This window comes from Streptomyces sp. 4N124 (assembly GCF_052245395.1).
GTDB lineage: Bacteria > Actinomycetota > Actinomycetes > Streptomycetales > Streptomycetaceae > Streptomyces.
The window spans coordinates 1-18,142 of the sequence record NZ_JBQQBS010000007.1 but is presented as its reverse complement, the minus strand read 5'-3'; the positions used below and the strand labels follow the sequence as shown (position 1 = coordinate 18,142).

Here is an 18,142-nt window from a genome sequence, read left to right as displayed (position 1 = left end):
CCCCACGTCCACCACCGCCCGCTCCCCGCCCTATCGTGACCGGCATGCAGTCCTACACGATCGGCCAGGCGGCTCGGCTGCTCGGCGTGAGCCCGGACACCGCACGCCGCTGGGCGGACGCGGGCCGGATGGCGACCCATCGCGACGACAGCGGGCGAAGGCTCATCGACGGACGGGACCTGGCCGCGTTCTCGGTCGAACTCGCGAAGACGGGAACCGGCGACGAGGAGACCCCGCACACCTCGGTCCGCAACGCGTTCCCCGGCATCGTCACCGCGATCAAACTCGGCGACGTCGCCGCCCAGGTCGAGATCCAGGCCGGCCCGCACCGACTCGTCTCCCTGCTCACTCGCGAGGCCGTCGAGGAACTGGGCCTGGAGGTGGGCATGGAGGCCACGGCCCGCGTGAAGTCGACGAACGTGCACATCGACCGCGCCTGAGCGCAGCTGGACCTCCGCACATACGAACATCCACCCCCACTCTCCCCCGCTCATGCAATGCGACAGGAGACTTACGCCTCGCATATGCGCCAGTATGATCGACGCATCGGGAAGAGCCGGGGACCCTTGGGAACCTCGCCGGGAGACAGAGGGAGTGGACCTGTGATGACCCGTTCCGCGCGCCGGACCCGCCGGACCCTGCAGGCGGCCGGCGCAGGAGCCGCCCTGCTGCTGGCCCTGACGGCTTGCTCCTCCTCGTCCGACTCCGCAGCGGATTCCGACCCCTCGTCATCGGGGTCGCCGAAGTTGTCCGGCACCGTCACCGTCTTCGCCGCCGCCTCCCTCAAGGAGAGCTTCACGGCCCTGGGCAAGGAGTTCGAGACGGAGCACCCGGGCACGAAGGTCACCTTCAGCTTCGGCGGCAGCGACAGCCTCGCCGCGAGCATCACGGGCGGCGCCCCGGCCGATGTCTTCGCCGCGGCCAGCGCCAGGACGATGGCGATCGTGACGGACGCGAAGGCCGCGGACGGCACCCCGTCCACCTTCGTCCGCAACCAGCTGGAGATCGCCACCCTGCCGGGCAACCCCGACAAGATCGCCTCCCTCAAGGACCTCACCAAGTCCGGCCTGAAGGTGGTCCTGTGTGACAAGACGGTGCCGTGCGGCGCCGCCGCGGAGAAGGCCCTGCAGGCCAGTGACCTGAAGCTCACCCCGGTCTCGTACGAGCAGGACGTGAAGAGCGCCCTGACGAAGGTCGAGCTGAAGGAGGCGGACGCCGCCGTCGTCTACAAGACCGATGTGAAGGCGGCGGGTGACAAGGTGGAGGGCGTGGACTTCCCCGAGTCGGCCGAAGCCATCAACGACTACCCGATCACCCTCCTCAACGACGCCCCCAACCCGGAGGCTGCGAAGGCGTTCATGGAGCTGGTGAAGTCGGCCGCGGGCCAGCGGGTCCTGACCGAGGCGGGGTTCCTCAAGCCGTGAGAGCGCCGGCCGAGACGATCGAGAGCGGGCGCGCCCGTACGCGCACCCGCACCCGCCCCCGCCTGGTGCCGCTCCCCCTGCTGGTCCCGGCCCTCATCGGCCTGGCGTTCCTGCTGCTCCCCCTCGTCGCCCTGCTCGTACGGACGCCCTGGCGCACCCTGCCCGAGCAGCTGACCAGCACCGAGGTGTGGGAGGCGCTGCGCCTGTCGCTGGTGTGCGCCACGGCGGCGACGGCACTGAGCCTGGTCATCGGCGTCCCACTGGCCTGGCTGCTGGCCCGCACGGACTTCCCCGGCCGGGGCCTGGTCCGCGCCCTGGTCACCCTGCCGCTCGTCCTGCCCCCGGTGGTGGGCGGCGTGGCCCTTCTGCTGGCACTCGGCCGCAACGGCGTCGTCGGCCAATGGCTCGACGAGTGGTTCGGCATCACGCTCCCCTTCACCACCACCGGCGTGATCCTGGCGGAGACATTCGTGGCGATGCCGTTCCTCGTGATCAGCGTGGAGGGCACGCTACGGGCTGCCGACCCCCGCTACGAGGAGGCAGCCACCACACTCGGCGCCTCCCGCTTCACGGCATTCCGCCGGGTCACCCTGCCCCTCATCGCCCCGGGCATCGCAGCAGGCTCGGTCCTGGCCTGGGCCCGCGCCCTCGGCGAGTTCGGCGCGACGATCACTTTCGCCGGCAACTTCCCCGGCCGCACCCAGACAATGCCCCTCGCGGTCTACCTCGCCCTCCAAAACGACCCAGCAGCCGCCATCGCCCTGAGCCTGGTCCTCCTGACCGTCTCCATCGCAGTCCTGGCAGGCCTACGGGACCGATGGATGACGCCGTCATGAGGACCACCTGCGGTTCGGCAACGCCGGAAAGGGGCGCGGGGAACTGCGCGACCAGCCACAACGGGCCCGGCAGACGATCGACGGCCTATCGCTGCACTCGCCGCGGAGCGTTTCGCACCGCGCCCACCCCTCGGACGTGCACCCCATGACCGACTTCGCCAAAACACCCCCCGACGAGCTCACCAGCCGCACAAACACCGGCGGCCTGGACGCCCACCTGGTCGTCACCCGCGGCCTGTTCCACCTGAACATCACCCTCACCGCCGCCCCCGGCGAGGTAGTCGCCCTACTCGGCCCCAACGGCGCAGGCAAAACCACCGCCCTCCGCACCCTCGCCGGCCTCACCCCCCTCACCTCCGGCCATCTCCTCCTGGACGGCACGGAGTTGCACCACACACCCCCGGAAACCCGCCCGGTCGGCGTCGTCTTCCAGGACTACCTCCTCTTCCCCCACCTCACCGCCCTGGACAACGTCGCCTTCGGCCCCCGCTGCCATGGCGCCACCAAGACCGAGGCCCGCGCCCAGGCAGCCGAGTGGCTGGACCGCATGGGCCTCACCGCCCACACCACCGCCAAGCCCCGCAACCTCTCCGGCGGCCAGGCCCAACGCGTAGCCCTCGCCCGCGCCCTCGCCACCCGCCCCCGCCTGCTCCTCCTCGACGAACCCCTCGCCGCCCTGGACGCCCGTACCCGCCTCGAAGTCCGTGCCCAACTCCGCCGCCACCTCGCCGACTTCGAGGCGGTCGCCGTCCTGGTCACCCATGACCCACTGGACGCCATGGTGCTGGCCGACCGACTGGTCGTCATCGAACAGGGCCAAGTCGTCCAGGAGGGCACCCCGTCCGACATCGCCCGCCATCCCCGCACGGACTACATCGCCCAACTGGTGGGCCTGAACCTCTACAAGGGACAGGCAGCGGGCCACACGGTCCACCTCGACAGCGGCCCGGCCATCACCACCACGGAAGACCTCGCCGGACCGGTCTTCGTCGCCTTCCCTCCCAGCGCGGTCACCCTCCACCGCGACCGCCCCACCGGCTCCAGCGCCCGCAACCTGTGGCGCTGCGAAGTGGCCGGCCTGGAAACCCACGGCGACCAGATCCGCACGGACCTCACCGGCGAACTCCCGCTCGCCGCCGACCTCACCACGGTCGCCGCCGCCGAACTCGACCTGCACCCGGGGGCCCCGGTGTGGGCAACGGTCAAGGCGACGCAGACCCACGCATACCCGGCATGAGCCGCCCGGAGCCCTAGGTTGATGCCCATGACCCTGAGCATCCGCAACCAGCTCCCCGGCACGGTCGTCACCGTCACACCCGGCGAGGTGATGGCAACCGTCGGCGTCCGCCTCACCGGCGGCCAGAGCCTCACCTCGGCGATCACGCTGGAAGCCGTGACCGACCTCGGCCTCGCCCCGGGCTCCGCCGTCCGCGCCCTCGTGAAGTCGACGGAGGTGTCCTTGGCCACCGCCCCAGTCGAGGGCCTGTCCATCCGCAACCAGCTCCCCGGCATGGTCACCGACATCACCACCGGGAACGCGATGGCTTCCGTGAAGATCGGCGTCGAGGGCGGCGAACTGACCGCCGCGATCACCAAGGAGGCCGCCGCGGACCTGGGCCTGTCGCCGGGTACGCCGGTGGTCGCCTTGATCAAGTCGACCGAGGTCTCACTGGCGACCGCATGACGCATCGGGGGCTCCGCCATGACGGCGGAGCCCCCGATGACGTACGGCTCAGTCCTCGTACTCGTCCAGCGGCGGGCAGGAGCACACCAGGTTCCGGTCACCGAAGGCCTGGTCGATCCGTCGCACCGGCGGCCAGTACTTCCCGGACGCCGAGACGCCCTCCGGGAAGACGGCCTCCTCGCGCGTGTACGCGTGCTTCCACTCCCCGCCGAGCGCGGCCGCGGTGTGCGGCGCGTTCCGCAGGGGGTTGTCGTCCGCGGGCCACTCGCCCGACCCGACCTTCTCGATTTCCGCCCGTATGGCGATCATCGCCTCGCAGAACCGGTCGAGTTCGATCAGATCCTCGGACTCGGTCGGCTCGATCATCAGCGTCCCGGCCACCGGGAACGACATCGTCGGCGCGTGGAACCCGTAGTCGATCAGCCGCTTGGCGACATCGTCGACGCTCACGCCGGTCGCCTTGGTCAGCGGCCGCAGATCGATGATGCACTCGTGCGCGACCAGCCCGCCGGGACCGGTGTAGAGCACCGGGTAGTGCGGCTCGAGCCGCTTGGCGATGTAGTTGGCGCTGAGCACCGCCACCTGCGTGGCCCGCTTGAGCCCCTCGCCGCCCATGAGCCGGACGTACGCCCACGAGATCGGCAGGATCCCGGCGGAGCCCCAGGGCGCGGCCGAGATCGGCCCGACACCCGTCTCCGGACCGGCGGCAGGCTGCAGCGGGTGGTTCGGCAGATACGGCGCCAGGTGCGCACGCACACCGACGGGCCCGACGCCCGGGCCGCCACCACCGTGCGGAATGCAGAAGGTCTTGTGCAGATTCAGATGCGAGACGTCACCGCCGAAGTGCCCCGGCTTGGCAAGCCCCACCAGGGCGTTGAGGTTGGCGCCGTCGACGTACACCTGGCCACCCGCCTCATGCACCTGCGCGCAGATGTCGGCGACATGCTCCTCGAACACACCATGCGTCGACGGGTACGTGATCATCAGCACCGAGAGCTCGTCGCGGTACTGCTCGATCTTCGCCCGCAGATCCGCCACGTCGATCTCGCCGTCCTCGGCGGTCTTCACGACGACGACCTTCATCCCGGCCATGACGGCACTGGCGGCGTTGGTCCCGTGCGCCGAGGACGGAATGAGGCACACGGTCCGCTGCTCGTCGCCGTTGGCCCGGTGATACCCGCGTACGGCGAGCAGCCCGGCGAACTCGCCCTGCGAACCGGCGTTGGGCTGCAGCGACACCTTGTCGTACCCGGTGACCTCGGCGAGCCGCTCCTCCAGCTCACGGATGAGCGTGAGGTAGCCCTGCGCCTGCTCGGCGGGCGCGAAGGGGTGCAGCTGCCCGAACTCGGGCCAGGTGACCGGCTCCATCTCGGTCGTGGCGTTGAGCTTCATGGTGCAGGAGCCCAGCGGAATCATGCCGCGGTCCAGCGCGTAGTCCCGGTCGGCGAGCCGGCGCAGATAGCGCAGCATCGCGGTCTCGGAACGGTGCTGGTGGAAGACGGGGTGGGTCAGGTACTCGTCGGCGCGCAGCAGCACGTCCGGCAGCGAGTCCGCCGCAGCGGCGTCCAGCGCCTCGATGTCGGCCTCGACCCCGAACGCGGTCCATACGGCGCCCACTTGGGCCCGATTCGTGGTCTCGTCGCAGGCGATCGACACGAGGTCGGCGTCCACCAGCCGCAGGTTGACGCCGTTCTCACGCGCGGCCGCGACGACCTCGGCAGCCCGCCCCGGAACCCGGACGGTGACGGTGTCGAAGTAAGCGCCGTGGACGACCTCGGCACCACCACTCCGCAGCCCCTCGGCGAGGATCGACGCATACCGGTGCGTCCGGCGAGCGATGCCCTTCAGCCCCTCGGGCCCGTGGTAGACGGCGTACATTCCGGCCATCACGGCAAGCAGCACCTGAGCGGTGCAGATGTTGCTGGTCGCCTTCTCTCGGCGGATGTGCTGCTCACGCGTCTGCAGCGCGAGCCGGTACGCCTTGTGCCCGTCCGCGTCGACGGACACGCCCACCAGCCGTCCGGGCAGGCTGCGCGCGAACTTCTCGTGTACGGCCATGTAGCCGGCGTGCGGCCCGCCGAAGCCCATCGGCACACCGAACCGCTGCGTCGTACCGACCGCGATGTCGGCACCCAGCTCACCCGGCGACTTCAGCAGCGTCAGCGCGAGCAGATCGGCGGCGACGGTGACAAGCGCGCCCAGCCCGTGCGCCTGGTCGATGACCGGCTTGATGTCGCGTACGGCACCGGAGGCGCCCGGGTACTGGATCAGCACGCCGTTGATCTCACGCTCGGCGAGCTCGGCCGGGATGCCCTCGCTGAGGTCGGCGACGACAACCTCGACGCCGGTCGGCTCGGCCCGCGTCTCGATCACGGCGATGGTCTGCGGCAGCGCGTCCGCGTCGACCAGGAACAGGCCCTTCTTGTTCTTGCCCATCCGCCGGGAGAGCGCCATCGCCTCGGCGGCGGCCGTGCCTTCGTCGAGCAGCGAGGCACCGGAGGTCGGCAGCCCGGTGAGGTCGGCGACCATGGTCTGGAAGTTGAGCAGCGCCTCTAGCCGCCCCTGGGAGATCTCCGGCTGGTACGGCGTGTAGGCCGTGTACCAGGCCGGGTTCTCCATGACGTTGCGCAGGATGACAGGCGGCGTGAAGGTCCCGTAGTACCCGAGCCCGATCATGGAGCCGAGCACCTGGTTGCGGTCGGCCAGCGTGCGCAGCTCGGCCAGCACCTCGGCCTCGGTGCGCGCGCCCGGCAACTCCAGGTCGTCGGCGTTCTTGATCACATCCGGCACCGCGGCGGCGGTCAGCTCGTCGAGGGAGCCGTAGCCGACCTGCGCGAGCATCTTGGCCCGCGCCTCCTGGTCGGGCCCGATGTGGCGCTGCTCGAAGGGGATTCCCTGTTCGAGCTCGGAGAGCGGAATGCGATGGGCGGTCATTGCGGAGGCCTCCTGGTCTGACACGACCTTTGAGGGACACCACGGCGCGGGTGCCCGGACGGCCTCCCCCTCTGTCATCTCAACCTGAGAGCTTCACCGGACGCCCAAGGGCACCCGGCTTTCACCGTCGGTGAGAGCGGAAGCCGTCGACACCCGCCCTGCTTTCCAGAGTGACCTCGTCCGTGCGGTACGTGAGCCTGAGAGATTCCGGGGAGGATTTGCTCCTTCGGCGCCTCCGGTGGTGTCCGGAGGACTCTCCCGCACGGGGTCAGCAGCCGCTGCCAGAGTACCAGCGAGGTCAACGCCGCAACCTTCGAGTGGCCACCTTGGTGAATCTGCTCTTTTGTAGTGCTTACGGATGAGTTGCGACCAATTGGAGGGCCCGTGCAGACCGACATCGATCCGCGCAACCTGATCGGCCGCAAGGCGTTCGACCGCAGTGGCACCAAGATCGGCACCATCGACGAGGTCTACCTCGACGACGCCACCGGAGTGCCGGAGTGGGCCGCCATACGCACCGGCCTGTTCAGCAGGGACGCCTTCGTCCCACTGGAGCCCAGCGAGCTGATAGAGGGGGCCCTGCATGTGCCCTTCGACCGCGCCCTGATCAAGGACGCCCCCGACTTCGGCGTCGGCCGCCACCTCTCACCGGAGCAGGAACTCCAGCTCTACCACCACTACGGCCTCGACGTCGCCCCACCGCCCTCGCTCCCGGACCGCGACTTCGGCAAGCTGGCCGGCACGGACGACACCTGAACCGGAGGCACCGCGGGCTCCTCCGGCACCTCAGACTCTTCCGGCGCGTCGGGTCTTCGCGGCACCAGCGGCAACGGATCCGCCGGCACCAGCTCGGGATCGTCGACCCGGAAGGTCCGGACCCTCCCGGGCTCGGAGTCGGGCGTCTCAAACCGCACGGTGACCCGCCCGAGCCCACTGCCCTGCACCCATCCGTGCCCGTACTCGCCATGTCGTACGTCATGCCCCGCCGGCCACCGCCGCTCCACGGGCGTCGGCTGCACCTCGGCCGGTTCGCCGGGCACAGGCTCCTCCACTTCACTCTCCGCCAGCTCCCCCGCCGCCTGTGCGAACAGGTCCTCCTGCGTGTAGTCGGCGAGCCCGCTGACGCCCACGCCCAGCAGTCGCACCCCGCCCGTGGTGTCCACGGACTCCAGCAGCCGGGCCGCGGCCTCCCGCACCACCCCGGGGTCGTCCGTGGGCCCGCGCAGGGTCTCCGACCGAGTCAGCGTGGAGAAGTCGTACCGCCGCACCTTCAGCACGATGGTCCGCCCGGACAGCCCGGCCCCGCGCAGCCGCCGCACACACCGGTCGGCGAGCCGCTGCACCTCCAGACCGACCCGGACCCGGTCGTGAATGTCCACGTCATAGGTGTCCTCGACCGACACCGACTTGGTCTCCCGCTCGGCCACCACGGGCCGGTCGTCGCGCGCCAGCGCCATGGCGTACAGCGCGTGTCCATGAGCGTTGCCCAGCAGTCGTACGAGCTCGTCCTCGCCCGCTTCGGCGATCTCGTCGACCGTGGTGATCCCGGCCCGCCGCAGATGGTCGCCCGTCGCCGGTCCGACCCCCGGCAGCGTCCGCACCGACATGGGCCCGAGCAGCGCCCGCTCGCTCCCCGGCTCGATCACCACCAGACCGTCGGGCTTGGCCTGCTCCGAGGCGATCTTCGCGAGCATCTTGGAGGCGGCGAGTCCGACCGACCCGGTGAGCCCGGTGACGGCCCGTATGTCGGCCCGCAGCTTCACCCCGGCCAGCCGCGCGGACGCCTCGTCCCAGGCCGCCCCACCGGCCTCCAGATCGACGAACGCCTCGTCCAGGCTCAGCGGCTCCACCAGCGGCGACAGATCCCCCAGCAGCCCCATCACCTGCTCACTGATCGACCGGTAGAACCCGAACCTCGGCACGAGATACGCGGCGTTCGGCGCGAGCCTCCGGGCCTGCGCCATCGGCATCGCCGAGTGAACCCCGAAGACACGCGCCTCGTAGGAACATGTCGCCACCACACCCCGGAGCCCGAGCCCGCCCACGATGACGGGCTTCCCGCGCAAGCTCGGCTTGGATGCCTGCTCCGCCGAGGCGAAGAAGGCATCCATGTCGAGATGCAGGATCGTGGGCGCGGTTCTCACATGTCCGATGCTGCCCTACGCCACTGACAATGCCCGTGAACCGCTGTTGAACGGGGCTCAGACCGCCCGGTTCCGCCGCCGCGCCAGTTCGTCGGCCGGATTGTTCCCGACGAGCGTCTCACCGGTGTCGATCCGCTCCCCGTGCAGCTGCGAGAGCGCGCTCTCGACGTCCCGCCACACGACGCCCACGGCGATCCCGAAGATGCCCTGGCCGCCTTGGAGCAGCGCGTGGACCTCGTCGGGCGAGGTGCACTCGTAGACCGTGGCGCCGTCGCTCATCAGCGTCATGCGCTCCAGGTCGCGGAACCCGCGTTCCCTGAGGTGCAGGACGGCGGTGCGGATGTTCTGCAGCGACACCCCGGTGTCCAGGAACCGCTTGACGATCTTCAGGACGACGACGTCCCGGAAGCTGTACAGACGCTGCGTGCCGGACCCGTGCGCGGGCCGCACGCTCGGCTCGACCAGCCCGGTGCGCGCCCAGTAGTCGAGTTGCCGGTAGGTGATGCCCGCGGCCGCACAGGCCGTCGGACCGCGGTAGCCGATCTGCTCGGACGCCATGGACGTCGCCCCTCCGCTGCTGGGCACGGCCGCCATGTGCTGCGGAGCGTGATCGGCCGCGCTGCCGTGAAGCGGGTACGGACCGCTCGCCCCCGGGCCATATCCGGGAGCACCCCCAGCCGTACCGTCGCCGCTGCTTCTCACGCCGACCTCCGTCCTTGACCTGCCTTCTCGACGGTAGGCAGTCACCAGGGGTGCGTCAACGATCGCCACACTCGGCACGCCGAGTGATAATCACCCTAGGAGTGGTTTCCCGTACCCCACCGCGGGGAAAGGCTAGCCGAATGCCCTCGGGGGGAGCTTGACCGACGCTCTCACGCGCCCATGGCACATGCCGGCATTTCGCGCCACCGCGAGGTATCGACCGACCCGACAGGGGGCTGCGTCCGCAGGCTGCCGCGTCTCACTGGCTGCTGGTGCCGAAGTCCTCGGGCGAGATCTGGTCGAGGAACTCGCGGAACTTCTCCACCTCGTCCTCCTGCTCGTCCGGGATCGCGATCCCCGCGTCGTCGAGCACGCCGTCGCTGCCGTAGATCGGCGTCCCGGTGCGCAGGGCCAGCGCTATGGCATCGGACGGGCGGGCGCTCACCTCGACGCCGCTGGCGAAGACCAGCTCGGCGTAGAAGACGCCCTCACGCAGATCCGTGATGCGCACTTCGGTGAGCTCCTGGCCGACGGCCTCCAGCACGTCCTTGAACAGGTCGTGGGTCAGCGGTCGTGCGGGGGCCATGCCCTGCTGGGCGAAAGCGATGGCCGTCGCCTCCCCCGGGCCGATCCAGATGGGGAGGTAACGGTCGCCTCCCACTTCGCGCAGGAGCACGATCGGTTGGTTGGAGGGCATTTCGACCCGGACACCTACGACATCGAGCTCGTTCACACAGCAACCCTAGGCCGTGCCCGGGACGTTTGGGTAGTCGGGCCGAAAACGGGTGCCGCATCCGGACGCCCGCGACCCGGCAGCCTCAGGGCAACCGCACTCCCAGCGCGGTCTTCACCAGCGCGGCGTGCAGCTTCACGGTCAGCACAGCCAGTTCCTTGGTACGCGCCTCCGCATGCGCCCTGGTCTGCGGATTGCGGTGCCGCTTGAGTGGGGCCACGACCTGGTCCACCAGCCCGGCCTCGCGGTCCGCGGCGGCCTTCATGGCCCGCAGATGGCGCGGCTCGATCCCGAACCGCCCCAGCTCGGAGACGAGCGACGCAACTGTGACCGCCTCCGCGTCGTACGCCCCGTCCGGCAGCGGAGCGATAAGGCCGTACGCCTCCCACTCCTCCAGCTCCCGCTCGCAGATCTCCGCGGCGGCGAGCAGTTCGGCCCGGCCGATCCGGGCCGCCATGGGAGCCTCGGAGGCCTCGACCACGGCTTCACCGTCACGCTGGCGTGCCAGCGCGGGCAGTTGTACGGCCTCCCCGCGGGCTATCGCGTCCAGGTGCTCGCGGATCACCTTGAGCGGCAGATAGTGGTCCCGCTGCATCCTCAGCACATGGCCGAGGCGCTCGACGTCGTCCGCGCTGAACTTGCGGTACCCCGAGGGTGTCCGCTGCGGCTCGATCAGCCCCTCCGACTCCAGGAAACGGATCTTGGAGATGGTGACTTCCGGGAACTCGTCGCGCAGCACGCTCAGCACCGTGCCGATGCTCATCAGCCCACTGTCCGTGGCGGCGGTACCGGCTCCGGCACCGCCGCTCGGTGTTTGAAGCATGGACCTTCCCTGGGGAGTCCCCCCGGACGGCGCCCGGGGGAGGGTCAGTAGCCCCGCTGGCTCGCGTAGAAGACCAGCCGGTACTTGCCGATCTGCACCTCGTCACCGTTCGACAGGGCGACCTGGTCGATGCGCTCGCGGTTGACATACGTGCCGTTCAGACTGCCCACGTCGGCCACCGTGAACGAGCCGTCGGGGCCGCGCCGGAACTCCACATGCCGCCGGGAGACCGTCACGTCGTCCAGGAAGATGTCGCTCTGCGGGTGCCGCCCGGCGGTGGTCAGGTCGCTGTCCAGGAGGAAGCGGCTGCCGGAGTTCGGCCCGCGGCGCACCACCAGCAGCGCCGAGCCCAGCGGCAGCGCGTCGACGGCCGCCTGCGCCTCCGGGGAGAGCATCGGCATCTGCGTCTGGCCGGTGACCTCGGCGTCGTACGCCTCAAGGCCGGAGATGGAGATCGTGGAGGTCGTCTCGGACGGACGCTCAGCCGCGGCCCCGGACCGCAGCGGGGCACCGCAATTGGAGCAGAAGCGGCTGTTCTCCGCGTTGCGGTTACCGCACCTCGTACATACCAGGGCCGACATGGACGGATCCTCCTGCCGCGGCTGCCCCGCCGGGGCGTTGGACGCGTACGGGTCGGCGGAAAATCCTCCACCCGCACCTGAGGTTGACGGTTGCCCGAAACCTATGCCGCCGGACTGCGCAGGGTCAACAGACGGCGCGCCCTGACCTCCCGAAATGTCACCTCCCGGACCAGGGACCTGGTCCCGGAACAGCGGGCGCTGACCTTCCGCGTCGGGCTGCGCGCGATGACGAGCCGTGGCGTTTTCACGACCCTCTCGCGCGCTCTTGCCGAACAACTTCGCAAACAACTTCACGGGCGATTCCCCTTGACCGAAACAGACCCGCCCGTGGGGCAGGACGAACCCTGATTGCACTCACCGGTCGACCCGGACATCCTCACAACGTCCGTATCCACCAGACAGTTTCCACCACGCACCACCCATTCGGTGCGCCGACCCCCCGCAACGTCTTGCCCTGGCCGGACGTCCCCCATGCACCCCCGGTTCACTGGGAGGACGACCGAGCGTAGTCAGGCCGCTTCGCCGCTCGCAAGGCGTCCACAACGATCTTGCTGGACCGCTCGACGCTCACGGTGGCCTGCTCCTTCTCGAGAGTCTGCACCACGCCTCCTGGGATGTTGAGCGCCGGTTCGAGGTCCTGCGGCTTGCCGATGACCTTGAAACGATAGGGAGCGTTGATCTTGTTCCCGTCGACGCTCACGCTGTTGCCGGAGTCCGTCAGGTAAGTGCCGGCGACGACCCGTACGCCGTTCACCTGGATCGCCTCCGCGCCGGCCGCGCGCAGCTCCTGGATCGCGTCGAGCAGCATGTCCGCCTCGACCGTCCCCTTCGTATCGTCGATGGTCACCGTGATGCCCGGCCCCTGCGCGGCCACCGTGCCCGCCAGGATGCCGAGTTGCCGCTCCTTCTCGACTGTCTGCTTCCGGGCCTCCTCGGCCTGGTCCGAGCTGTTCTCCAGCTCGTCACGCTGCTTCTCGAGCCCCTGCTTCTCGTCCTCAAGACGCTGGGTACGGTCATCCAGTTCATCGAGGATGCGAACGAGATCCTCCTGACGCGCACCGCGCAGGGCACTGTCGCCGTCACTGTTGGAGGCCACCTGGACGGCCAGGCCGAAGCCGAGGCCGAACAGCAGCAGGGCGACGATGAGTTGGGCCCTGGTGACGCGCGGCGGCCAGATCCCCTGCACCAGCCGCTGCCGTCCGGTCAGCTCGGGCTCCGCCGCAACGGGGGTGTCCTCAGCCGGCGTTTCCTCTGCATGGCCAGCCACCGCGGGAAGCTCTTCGGGGAGCTCCTTGCGCAGCCTGTTCTCCGCCGCCTCGTCCTTGTCGCTCATCGCCCTCACGCCCGGAACACATGCCGCCGGATCGCGGCGGCGTTGGAGAAGATGCGGATGCCGAGGACCACGACGACGCCGGTGGACAGCTGGGCCCCGACGCCCAGCTTGTCGCCCAGGAACACGATCAACGCGGCCACGACAACGTTGGACAGGAACGACACGACGAAGACCTTGTCGTCGAAGATGCCGTCGAGCATGGCCCGCAGACCCCCGAAGACGGCGTCGAGCGCCGCCACGACGGCGATCGGCAGATAAGGCTCGACGACCGCCGGAACCTCCGGCCGGACCAACAGGCCGGCCACGACTCCCACGACGAGGCCCAGTACGGCGATCACGATGTGCCCTTCTCGGTTTTCGGCTGTGCTGTTCGTACGGTCACGCTCGGTGCGGCGGGCAGCCGGAGGTCCTCCTGCGCGGAGATGGAGGTCCGGATGCCGTAGTTCTCCTGCAGGGCATTCAGATACAGCCCGTCGGCGCTGTTCTGGAACCTGGTGCTCAGCCGCTCCCCGTCCCCCACCGCGAGCACCGTGTACGGCGGCACCAGCGGCTTGTTGTCGACCAGTATCGCGTCACCGGCGGCCCTGATCGCCGACAGCGCCGTCAGCCGCTGCCCGTTGATGGAGACGGCTTCGGCCCCCGACTCCCACAGCCCGTTCACCACGCGCTGCATGTCACGGTCGCGCACCCGTCCGGTGTCGGAGAACCCGGAGGTCTCACGTGGATCACCGTCACCGCCGGTCGACGCTTCCTCGGCGTCGTCGACGACCAGCTTCACACCGGGGCCGTGCACCTCCGTGGCCCCCGACAGCAGACCCACCAACTCCGCCTGATCACTGCCGCCGCTCCGCTTCAGAGCCTCGCGCTGCCGCGTACTCACCTCGTCGCGCAGCTGGTCGACGTCGTCCTCGAGTTGGTCCGCGGCCGTGGTCTCACGGTCGATGCGGTCGATCAGTTCCTCGCGCTCCTTCGCCACGACAGGAGCGGCGACACGCGCCTGTGCGGCTCCGACGGTGACGACGAGAGCCGCCAGCACCAGACCGACCGCAAGGCCCAGTTTCGCCCTGAGGGTCTTGGGCATGCCGCCAGCGGCCGCTTTCCGGGCCGCCGCTTCGGCGTATCCGTCGTCGAGGCTGTGGTCCATGACATTGGTGAGCAGCGACATGGAGGCATCCGGACGCGCAGGGCGCGTGGGTGTGCTCCGAACGGGGGGCTGCTGCGGCATGCCGCACATCGTCGCATGTCGCCGCCACTACCTCCGAATGGCCCCACCGGCGTGCCGGACAGGCCCCCTTGAGGACACTTGTCCGGCACGCGCGCGTGCTGCGTTTTTCAGCGTCCGGCGCTGTCCACGACCGCCGACCACTCGTCGAGCAGGGCCTGCGCGGAGGCGTCGTCGGGACCCTCTGCCCAGAGGTGCGTGACCGCCTCGGCCGGGTCGGGCAGCACCATCACCCAGCGCCCGTCGGTCTCCACCACCCGCACTCCGTCCGTGGTGTCCACGAAGCGGTCTCCGGCAGCCTCCACGACCCGCCGCATGACAAGTCCCTTGACGGCCCAGGGCGTCGCCAGATCCCGCTTGATGACATGCGCCCGCGGAATCCGCGCATCGATCTGGCTGAGCGTGAGCTGCGTCCGCGCGACCAGCCCGATCAGGCGCACGAAGGCCGCCGTACCGTCGAAGACACTGCTGAACTCCGGAATGATGAACCCACCCCGGCCGTCCCCGCCGAAGATCGTCGAGTCGTCGCGTCCGACCCGGGTCAGATCGTCGGGCGAGGTGGTCGTCCACTCGACCTGCGTCCCGTGGTACGCCGCCACCTGCTCGGCGATCCTCGTGGTCGTCACCGGCAGCGCCACACGCCCGCTGCGCCGCTCCGCGGCCACCAGGTCGAGCATGACGAGCAACGCCCGGTCGTCCTCGACGATCCGTCCCTTCTCGTCGACCAGCGAAAGCCGCTCTCCGACAGGATCGAACCGCACCCCGAACGCGGCCCGGGCGGACGCCACGATCTCTCCCAGCCGCACCAGACCCGACCGCCGCGCATCCGCCGTCTCCGTGGGCCTGGACTCATCCAGACCAGGATTGATCGTCAGCGAGTCCACGCCCAACTTGCCGAGCAGGCTCGGCAGCACCAGCCCCGCGCTGCCGTTCGAGGCGTCCACGACGACCTTGAGCCCGGACTCGGTGATCCCGGTCGTGTCGACATTCCGCAGCAGTGACCCGGTGTACGAATCAAAGACGCTGGCCGGGAAGTGCAGATCACCGATCTCACCCGGGAACGCCCGCCGGTACTCCTGCCGCGCGAACACCCGGTCCAACTTCCGCTGGCTGCCCTGCGAAAGGTCGGCACCCTGTCCGTCGAAGAACATGATGTCCACGGAGTCCGGCACCCCTGGAGTGGTCCGGATCATGATTCCACCGGCACTGCCCCGCGCGGTCTGCTGCCGCGCCACGGGCAGCGGTACGTTCTCCAGATCTCGTACGTCGATGGCGCTGGCCTGCAGTGCGGAAATGACCGCCCGCTTCAGCGCCCGTGCACCACGCGAGTGGTCGCGGGCCGTAGTGACCGTGGAGCCCTTCTTGAGGGTCGTGGCATAGGCGCCGGCGAGCCGCACAGCGAGTTCGGGTGTGATCTCCACATTCAGGATTCCGGAGACCCCACGAGCCCCAAACAGATGTGCCTGGCCCCTGGACTCCCAGATCACCGAGGTGTTGACGAAGGCACCAGCCTCGATGGTCTTGAAGGGGTAGACGCGAACGTTGCCCTGAACGATCGATTCTTCACCGATCAGGCACTCGTCGCCGATCACGGCGCCGTCCTCGATCCGGGCCGCGCGCATGATGTCGGTGTTCTTGCCGACGACACAGCCACGCAAGTTGCTGTGCTGCCCCACGTACACGTTGTCGTGGACCACGGCCTTGTGCAGAAACGCCCCGCTCTTGACGACCACGTTCGAGCCCACGACCGTGTGCTCTCGAATTTCGGCGCCGGCCTCGACTTTGGCGTAGTCCCCGATATAGAGGGGACCGCGGAGCACGGCGTCGGCATGCACCTCGGCGCCCTCCGCCACCCACACCCCCGGCGAGATCTCGAAGCCGTCGAGCTCGACGTCGACCTTGCCTTCCAGGACGTCGGCCTGCGCCTTCACATAACTCTCGTGAGTGCCGACGTCCTCCCAGTAGCCCTCGGCGATATAGCCGAAGACAGGCTTGCCCTCCTTCATCAGCTGAGGGAAGACATCGCCGGACCAGTCGACGGGCACATCGGGCTCGACATAGTCGAAGACCTCGGGCTCCATGACGTAGATACCGGTGTTCACGGTGTCCGAGAAGACCTGGCCCCAGGTCGGTTTCTCAAGGAACCGCTCGACCCGGCCTTCTTCGTCGACGATGGTGATACCGAATTCCAGCGGATTGGGCACACGCGTCAGACAGACGGTGACCAGTGCGCCCTTCTCCTTGTGGAAACGGATCAGTTCCGTGAGATCGAAGTCGGTCAGTGCATCGCCGGAGATGACGAGGAAAGCATCATCCTTCAACGCCTCCTCGGCGTTCTTGACGCTTCCGGCAGTACCGAGTGGCTTCTCCTCGTTGGCATAGGTGAGCTCCATTCCGAGCTCCTCACCGTCACCGAAATAGTTCTTGACCAGCGAGGCCAGGAACTGGACGGTGACGACGGTCTCGGTGAGCCCATGCCTTTTGAGCAGCCGCAGAACATGCTCCATGATCGGGCGGTTGGCCACAGGCAGGAGCGGCTTGGGCATGCTTGAGGTCATAGGGCGAAGGCGTGTGCCTTCGCCTCCGGCCATCACGACGGCCTTCATGTCGGAAGCGTCCTCCTCGAAGAGACGACTGTCTAGCCGACTTCACCCGCCCAGATTGTCCCGCATATTTCCGTCGCGGGCCATCGCGGGACTACGCCCGCCTCAATCCGCGAGTTCAATCGGCCATGGCTGCGTCCGCACGGATCAGCCGGCGGACTTGTACCACGTAGAGGACTCCTGCCCACCAGTACAGCGTTGTACCCCATCCGGCGAACGCCCAGCCGAAAATAGCAGCGAGTGACGAGATCCATCCACTTCCGTCACTGAGCAACAGCAGAGGGAAGGCGTACATCAAGTTGAACGTGGCCGCCTTGCCCAGGAAGTTCACCTGCGGGGGCGGATAGCCATGGCGCCTGAGGATGCCCACCATGACCAGCAGGACCAACTCTCGCGCCAAAAGTACAGCGGTCAACCAGATCGGCAGAATCTCCCGCCAGGTGAGTCCGACCAGCGTCGAGAGAATGTAGAGCCGGTCCGCAGCGGGATCAAGAAGCCGACCAAGGCTGCTGATCTGGTTCCAACGCCGTGCGAGCTTGCCGTCCAGGTAGTCGCTCACCCCGCTGAGCATCAGCACGAGGAGCGCCCAACCATCGCTCTTGGGCCCTCCGAACTCGGGCCTGAGGATCAGCCACAGGAAAACAGGCACGCCGACAAGGCGAGCCATGCTCAGGATGTTGGGGATGGTGAGGACCCGGTCTGTCTGGACGCGGGTCTCCTGGACCTCCACCCGGGAGCCTCCTGTGGGAACGAGCCAACGATGCTCCCTGACCTTACCTCAACGCAAAAAAGCTCTGGCTCTTGGGCATGATGCCCAAGAGCCAGAGCTGTAAAAGGAGTTCGGCGGTGTCCTACTCTCCCACAGGGTCCCCCCTGCAGTACCATCGGCGCTGTAAGGCTTAGCTTCCGGGTTCGGAATGTAACCGGGCGTTTCCCTCACGCTATGACCACCGAAACACTATGAAGTTTCGACCGGAAACATGACACGGTCGTTGCCTCAGAACTAACACAGTGGACGCGAGCAACTGAGGACAAGCCCTCGGCCTATTAGTACCGGTCACCTCCACCCCTTACAGGGCTTCCAGATCCGGCCTATCAACCCAGTCGTCTACTGGGAGCCTTA

17 protein-coding genes, 2 rRNA genes and 1 riboswitch are annotated in these 18,142 nt (G+C 68.7%); of the genes, 6 read left to right on the top strand and 13 right to left on the bottom strand.

Annotated elements, in window-relative coordinates; translation table 11 throughout:
- Positions 1-44: 44 nt before the first annotated feature.
- The 5 genes from ACTWQO_RS08990 (at position 45) to ACTWQO_RS08970 (ending at position 3,944) form a co-directional block, all read left to right on the top strand.
- Positions 45-440 (top strand): TOBE domain-containing protein, encoded by a 396-nt coding sequence (locus ACTWQO_RS08990; protein WP_443236678.1) that lies wholly within the window; start codon positions 45-47, stop codon positions 438-440.
- A gap of 165 nt (positions 441-605) precedes the next feature.
- Complete coding sequence (gene modA / locus ACTWQO_RS08985; protein WP_443236677.1) at positions 606-1,424, top strand: molybdate ABC transporter substrate-binding protein; 819 nt, start codon at positions 606-608, stop codon at positions 1,422-1,424.
- A gap of 17 nt (positions 1,425-1,441) precedes the next feature.
- Positions 1,442-2,260, top strand: coding sequence for an ABC transporter permease (locus ACTWQO_RS08980; RefSeq protein WP_443236892.1), 819 nt, complete (start codon positions 1,442-1,444; stop codon positions 2,258-2,260).
- A gap of 145 nt (positions 2,261-2,405) precedes the next feature.
- On the top strand, positions 2,406-3,497 hold the full coding sequence (locus tag ACTWQO_RS08975) for an ABC transporter ATP-binding protein (protein ID WP_443236676.1): 1,092 nt from the start codon (positions 2,406-2,408) through the stop codon (positions 3,495-3,497).
- 27 nt (positions 3,498-3,524) lie between these two features.
- A complete protein-coding gene (locus ACTWQO_RS08970) occupies positions 3,525-3,944 on the top strand; it encodes a TOBE domain-containing protein (protein ID WP_443236675.1) in 420 nt (139 codons plus the stop codon).
- A gap of 48 nt (positions 3,945-3,992) precedes the next feature.
- Here ACTWQO_RS08970 and gcvP read toward each other — a convergent pair whose 3' ends face one another.
- Complete coding sequence (gene gcvP, locus ACTWQO_RS08965; protein ID WP_443236674.1) at positions 3,993-6,878, bottom strand: aminomethyl-transferring glycine dehydrogenase; 2,886 nt, start codon at positions 6,876-6,878, stop codon at positions 3,993-3,995.
- 175 nt (positions 6,879-7,053) lie between these two features.
- Positions 7,054-7,149: riboswitch (glycine riboswitch) on the bottom strand.
- A 113-nt stretch (positions 7,150-7,262) separates the two neighbouring features.
- Here gcvP and ACTWQO_RS08960 point away from each other — a divergent pair.
- Positions 7,263-7,634, top strand: a complete 372-nt coding sequence (locus ACTWQO_RS08960; protein ID WP_443236673.1) for a PRC-barrel domain-containing protein — start codon at positions 7,263-7,265, stop codon at positions 7,632-7,634.
- On the opposite strand, the gene ACTWQO_RS08955 is transcribed toward ACTWQO_RS08960, so the two are convergent.
- From ACTWQO_RS08955 to ACTWQO_RS08900, 12 genes are all read right to left on the bottom strand, one after another.
- The gene (locus tag ACTWQO_RS08955; protein ID WP_443236672.1) at positions 7,556-9,022 is read right to left on the bottom strand and encodes a DNA polymerase IV; all 1,467 of its coding nucleotides are present in this window, start codon (positions 9,020-9,022) and stop codon (positions 7,556-7,558) included. The two genes, ACTWQO_RS08960 and ACTWQO_RS08955, sit on opposite strands and share 79 nt — an antisense overlap.
- A gap of 57 nt (positions 9,023-9,079) precedes the next feature.
- Positions 9,080-9,724, bottom strand: coding sequence for a MerR family transcriptional regulator (locus tag ACTWQO_RS08950; RefSeq protein ID WP_443236671.1), 645 nt, complete (start codon positions 9,722-9,724; stop codon positions 9,080-9,082).
- Between the two features lie 259 nt (positions 9,725-9,983).
- Positions 9,984-10,457 (bottom strand): bifunctional nuclease family protein, encoded by a 474-nt coding sequence (locus tag ACTWQO_RS08945; protein WP_004002801.1) that lies wholly within the window; start codon positions 10,455-10,457, stop codon positions 9,984-9,986.
- Positions 10,458-10,542: 85 nt separating this feature from the next.
- Complete coding sequence (gene ftsR, locus ACTWQO_RS08940) at positions 10,543-11,280, bottom strand: transcriptional regulator FtsR (RefSeq protein ID WP_443236670.1); 738 nt, start codon at positions 11,278-11,280, stop codon at positions 10,543-10,545.
- A gap of 44 nt (positions 11,281-11,324) precedes the next feature.
- Positions 11,325-12,215 (bottom strand): FHA domain-containing protein, encoded by an 891-nt coding sequence (locus ACTWQO_RS08935; protein WP_443236669.1) that lies wholly within the window; start codon positions 12,213-12,215, stop codon positions 11,325-11,327.
- A gap of 130 nt (positions 12,216-12,345) precedes the next feature.
- Positions 12,346-13,194, bottom strand: coding sequence for a DUF881 domain-containing protein (locus ACTWQO_RS08930; protein WP_443236668.1), 849 nt, complete (start codon positions 13,192-13,194; stop codon positions 12,346-12,348).
- A gap of 5 nt (positions 13,195-13,199) precedes the next feature.
- Complete coding sequence (locus tag ACTWQO_RS08925) at positions 13,200-13,532, bottom strand: small basic family protein (RefSeq protein ID WP_003988855.1); 333 nt, start codon at positions 13,530-13,532, stop codon at positions 13,200-13,202.
- Positions 13,529-14,359, bottom strand: a complete 831-nt coding sequence (locus tag ACTWQO_RS08920) for a DUF881 domain-containing protein (protein WP_443236667.1) — start codon at positions 14,357-14,359, stop codon at positions 13,529-13,531. The genes ACTWQO_RS08925 and ACTWQO_RS08920 overlap by 4 nt, the downstream gene beginning before the upstream one ends.
- 167 nt (positions 14,360-14,526) lie before the next feature.
- The gene (locus tag ACTWQO_RS08915; protein ID WP_443236666.1) at positions 14,527-17,022 is read right to left on the bottom strand and encodes a sugar phosphate nucleotidyltransferase; all 2,496 of its coding nucleotides are present in this window, start codon (positions 17,020-17,022) and stop codon (positions 14,527-14,529) included.
- A gap of 115 nt (positions 17,023-17,137) precedes the next feature.
- Positions 17,138-17,749: a CDP-alcohol phosphatidyltransferase family protein gene (locus ACTWQO_RS08910; protein ID WP_210570956.1), complete on the bottom strand. Its 612-nt coding sequence runs from the start codon at positions 17,747-17,749 to the stop codon at positions 17,138-17,140.
- A 108-nt stretch (positions 17,750-17,857) separates the two neighbouring features.
- A 5S ribosomal RNA gene (gene rrf / locus ACTWQO_RS08905) occupies positions 17,858-17,974 on the bottom strand.
- Positions 17,975-18,046: 72 nt separating this feature from the next.
- Positions 18,047-18,142 (bottom strand): 23S ribosomal RNA (locus ACTWQO_RS08900); the annotation flags it as partial.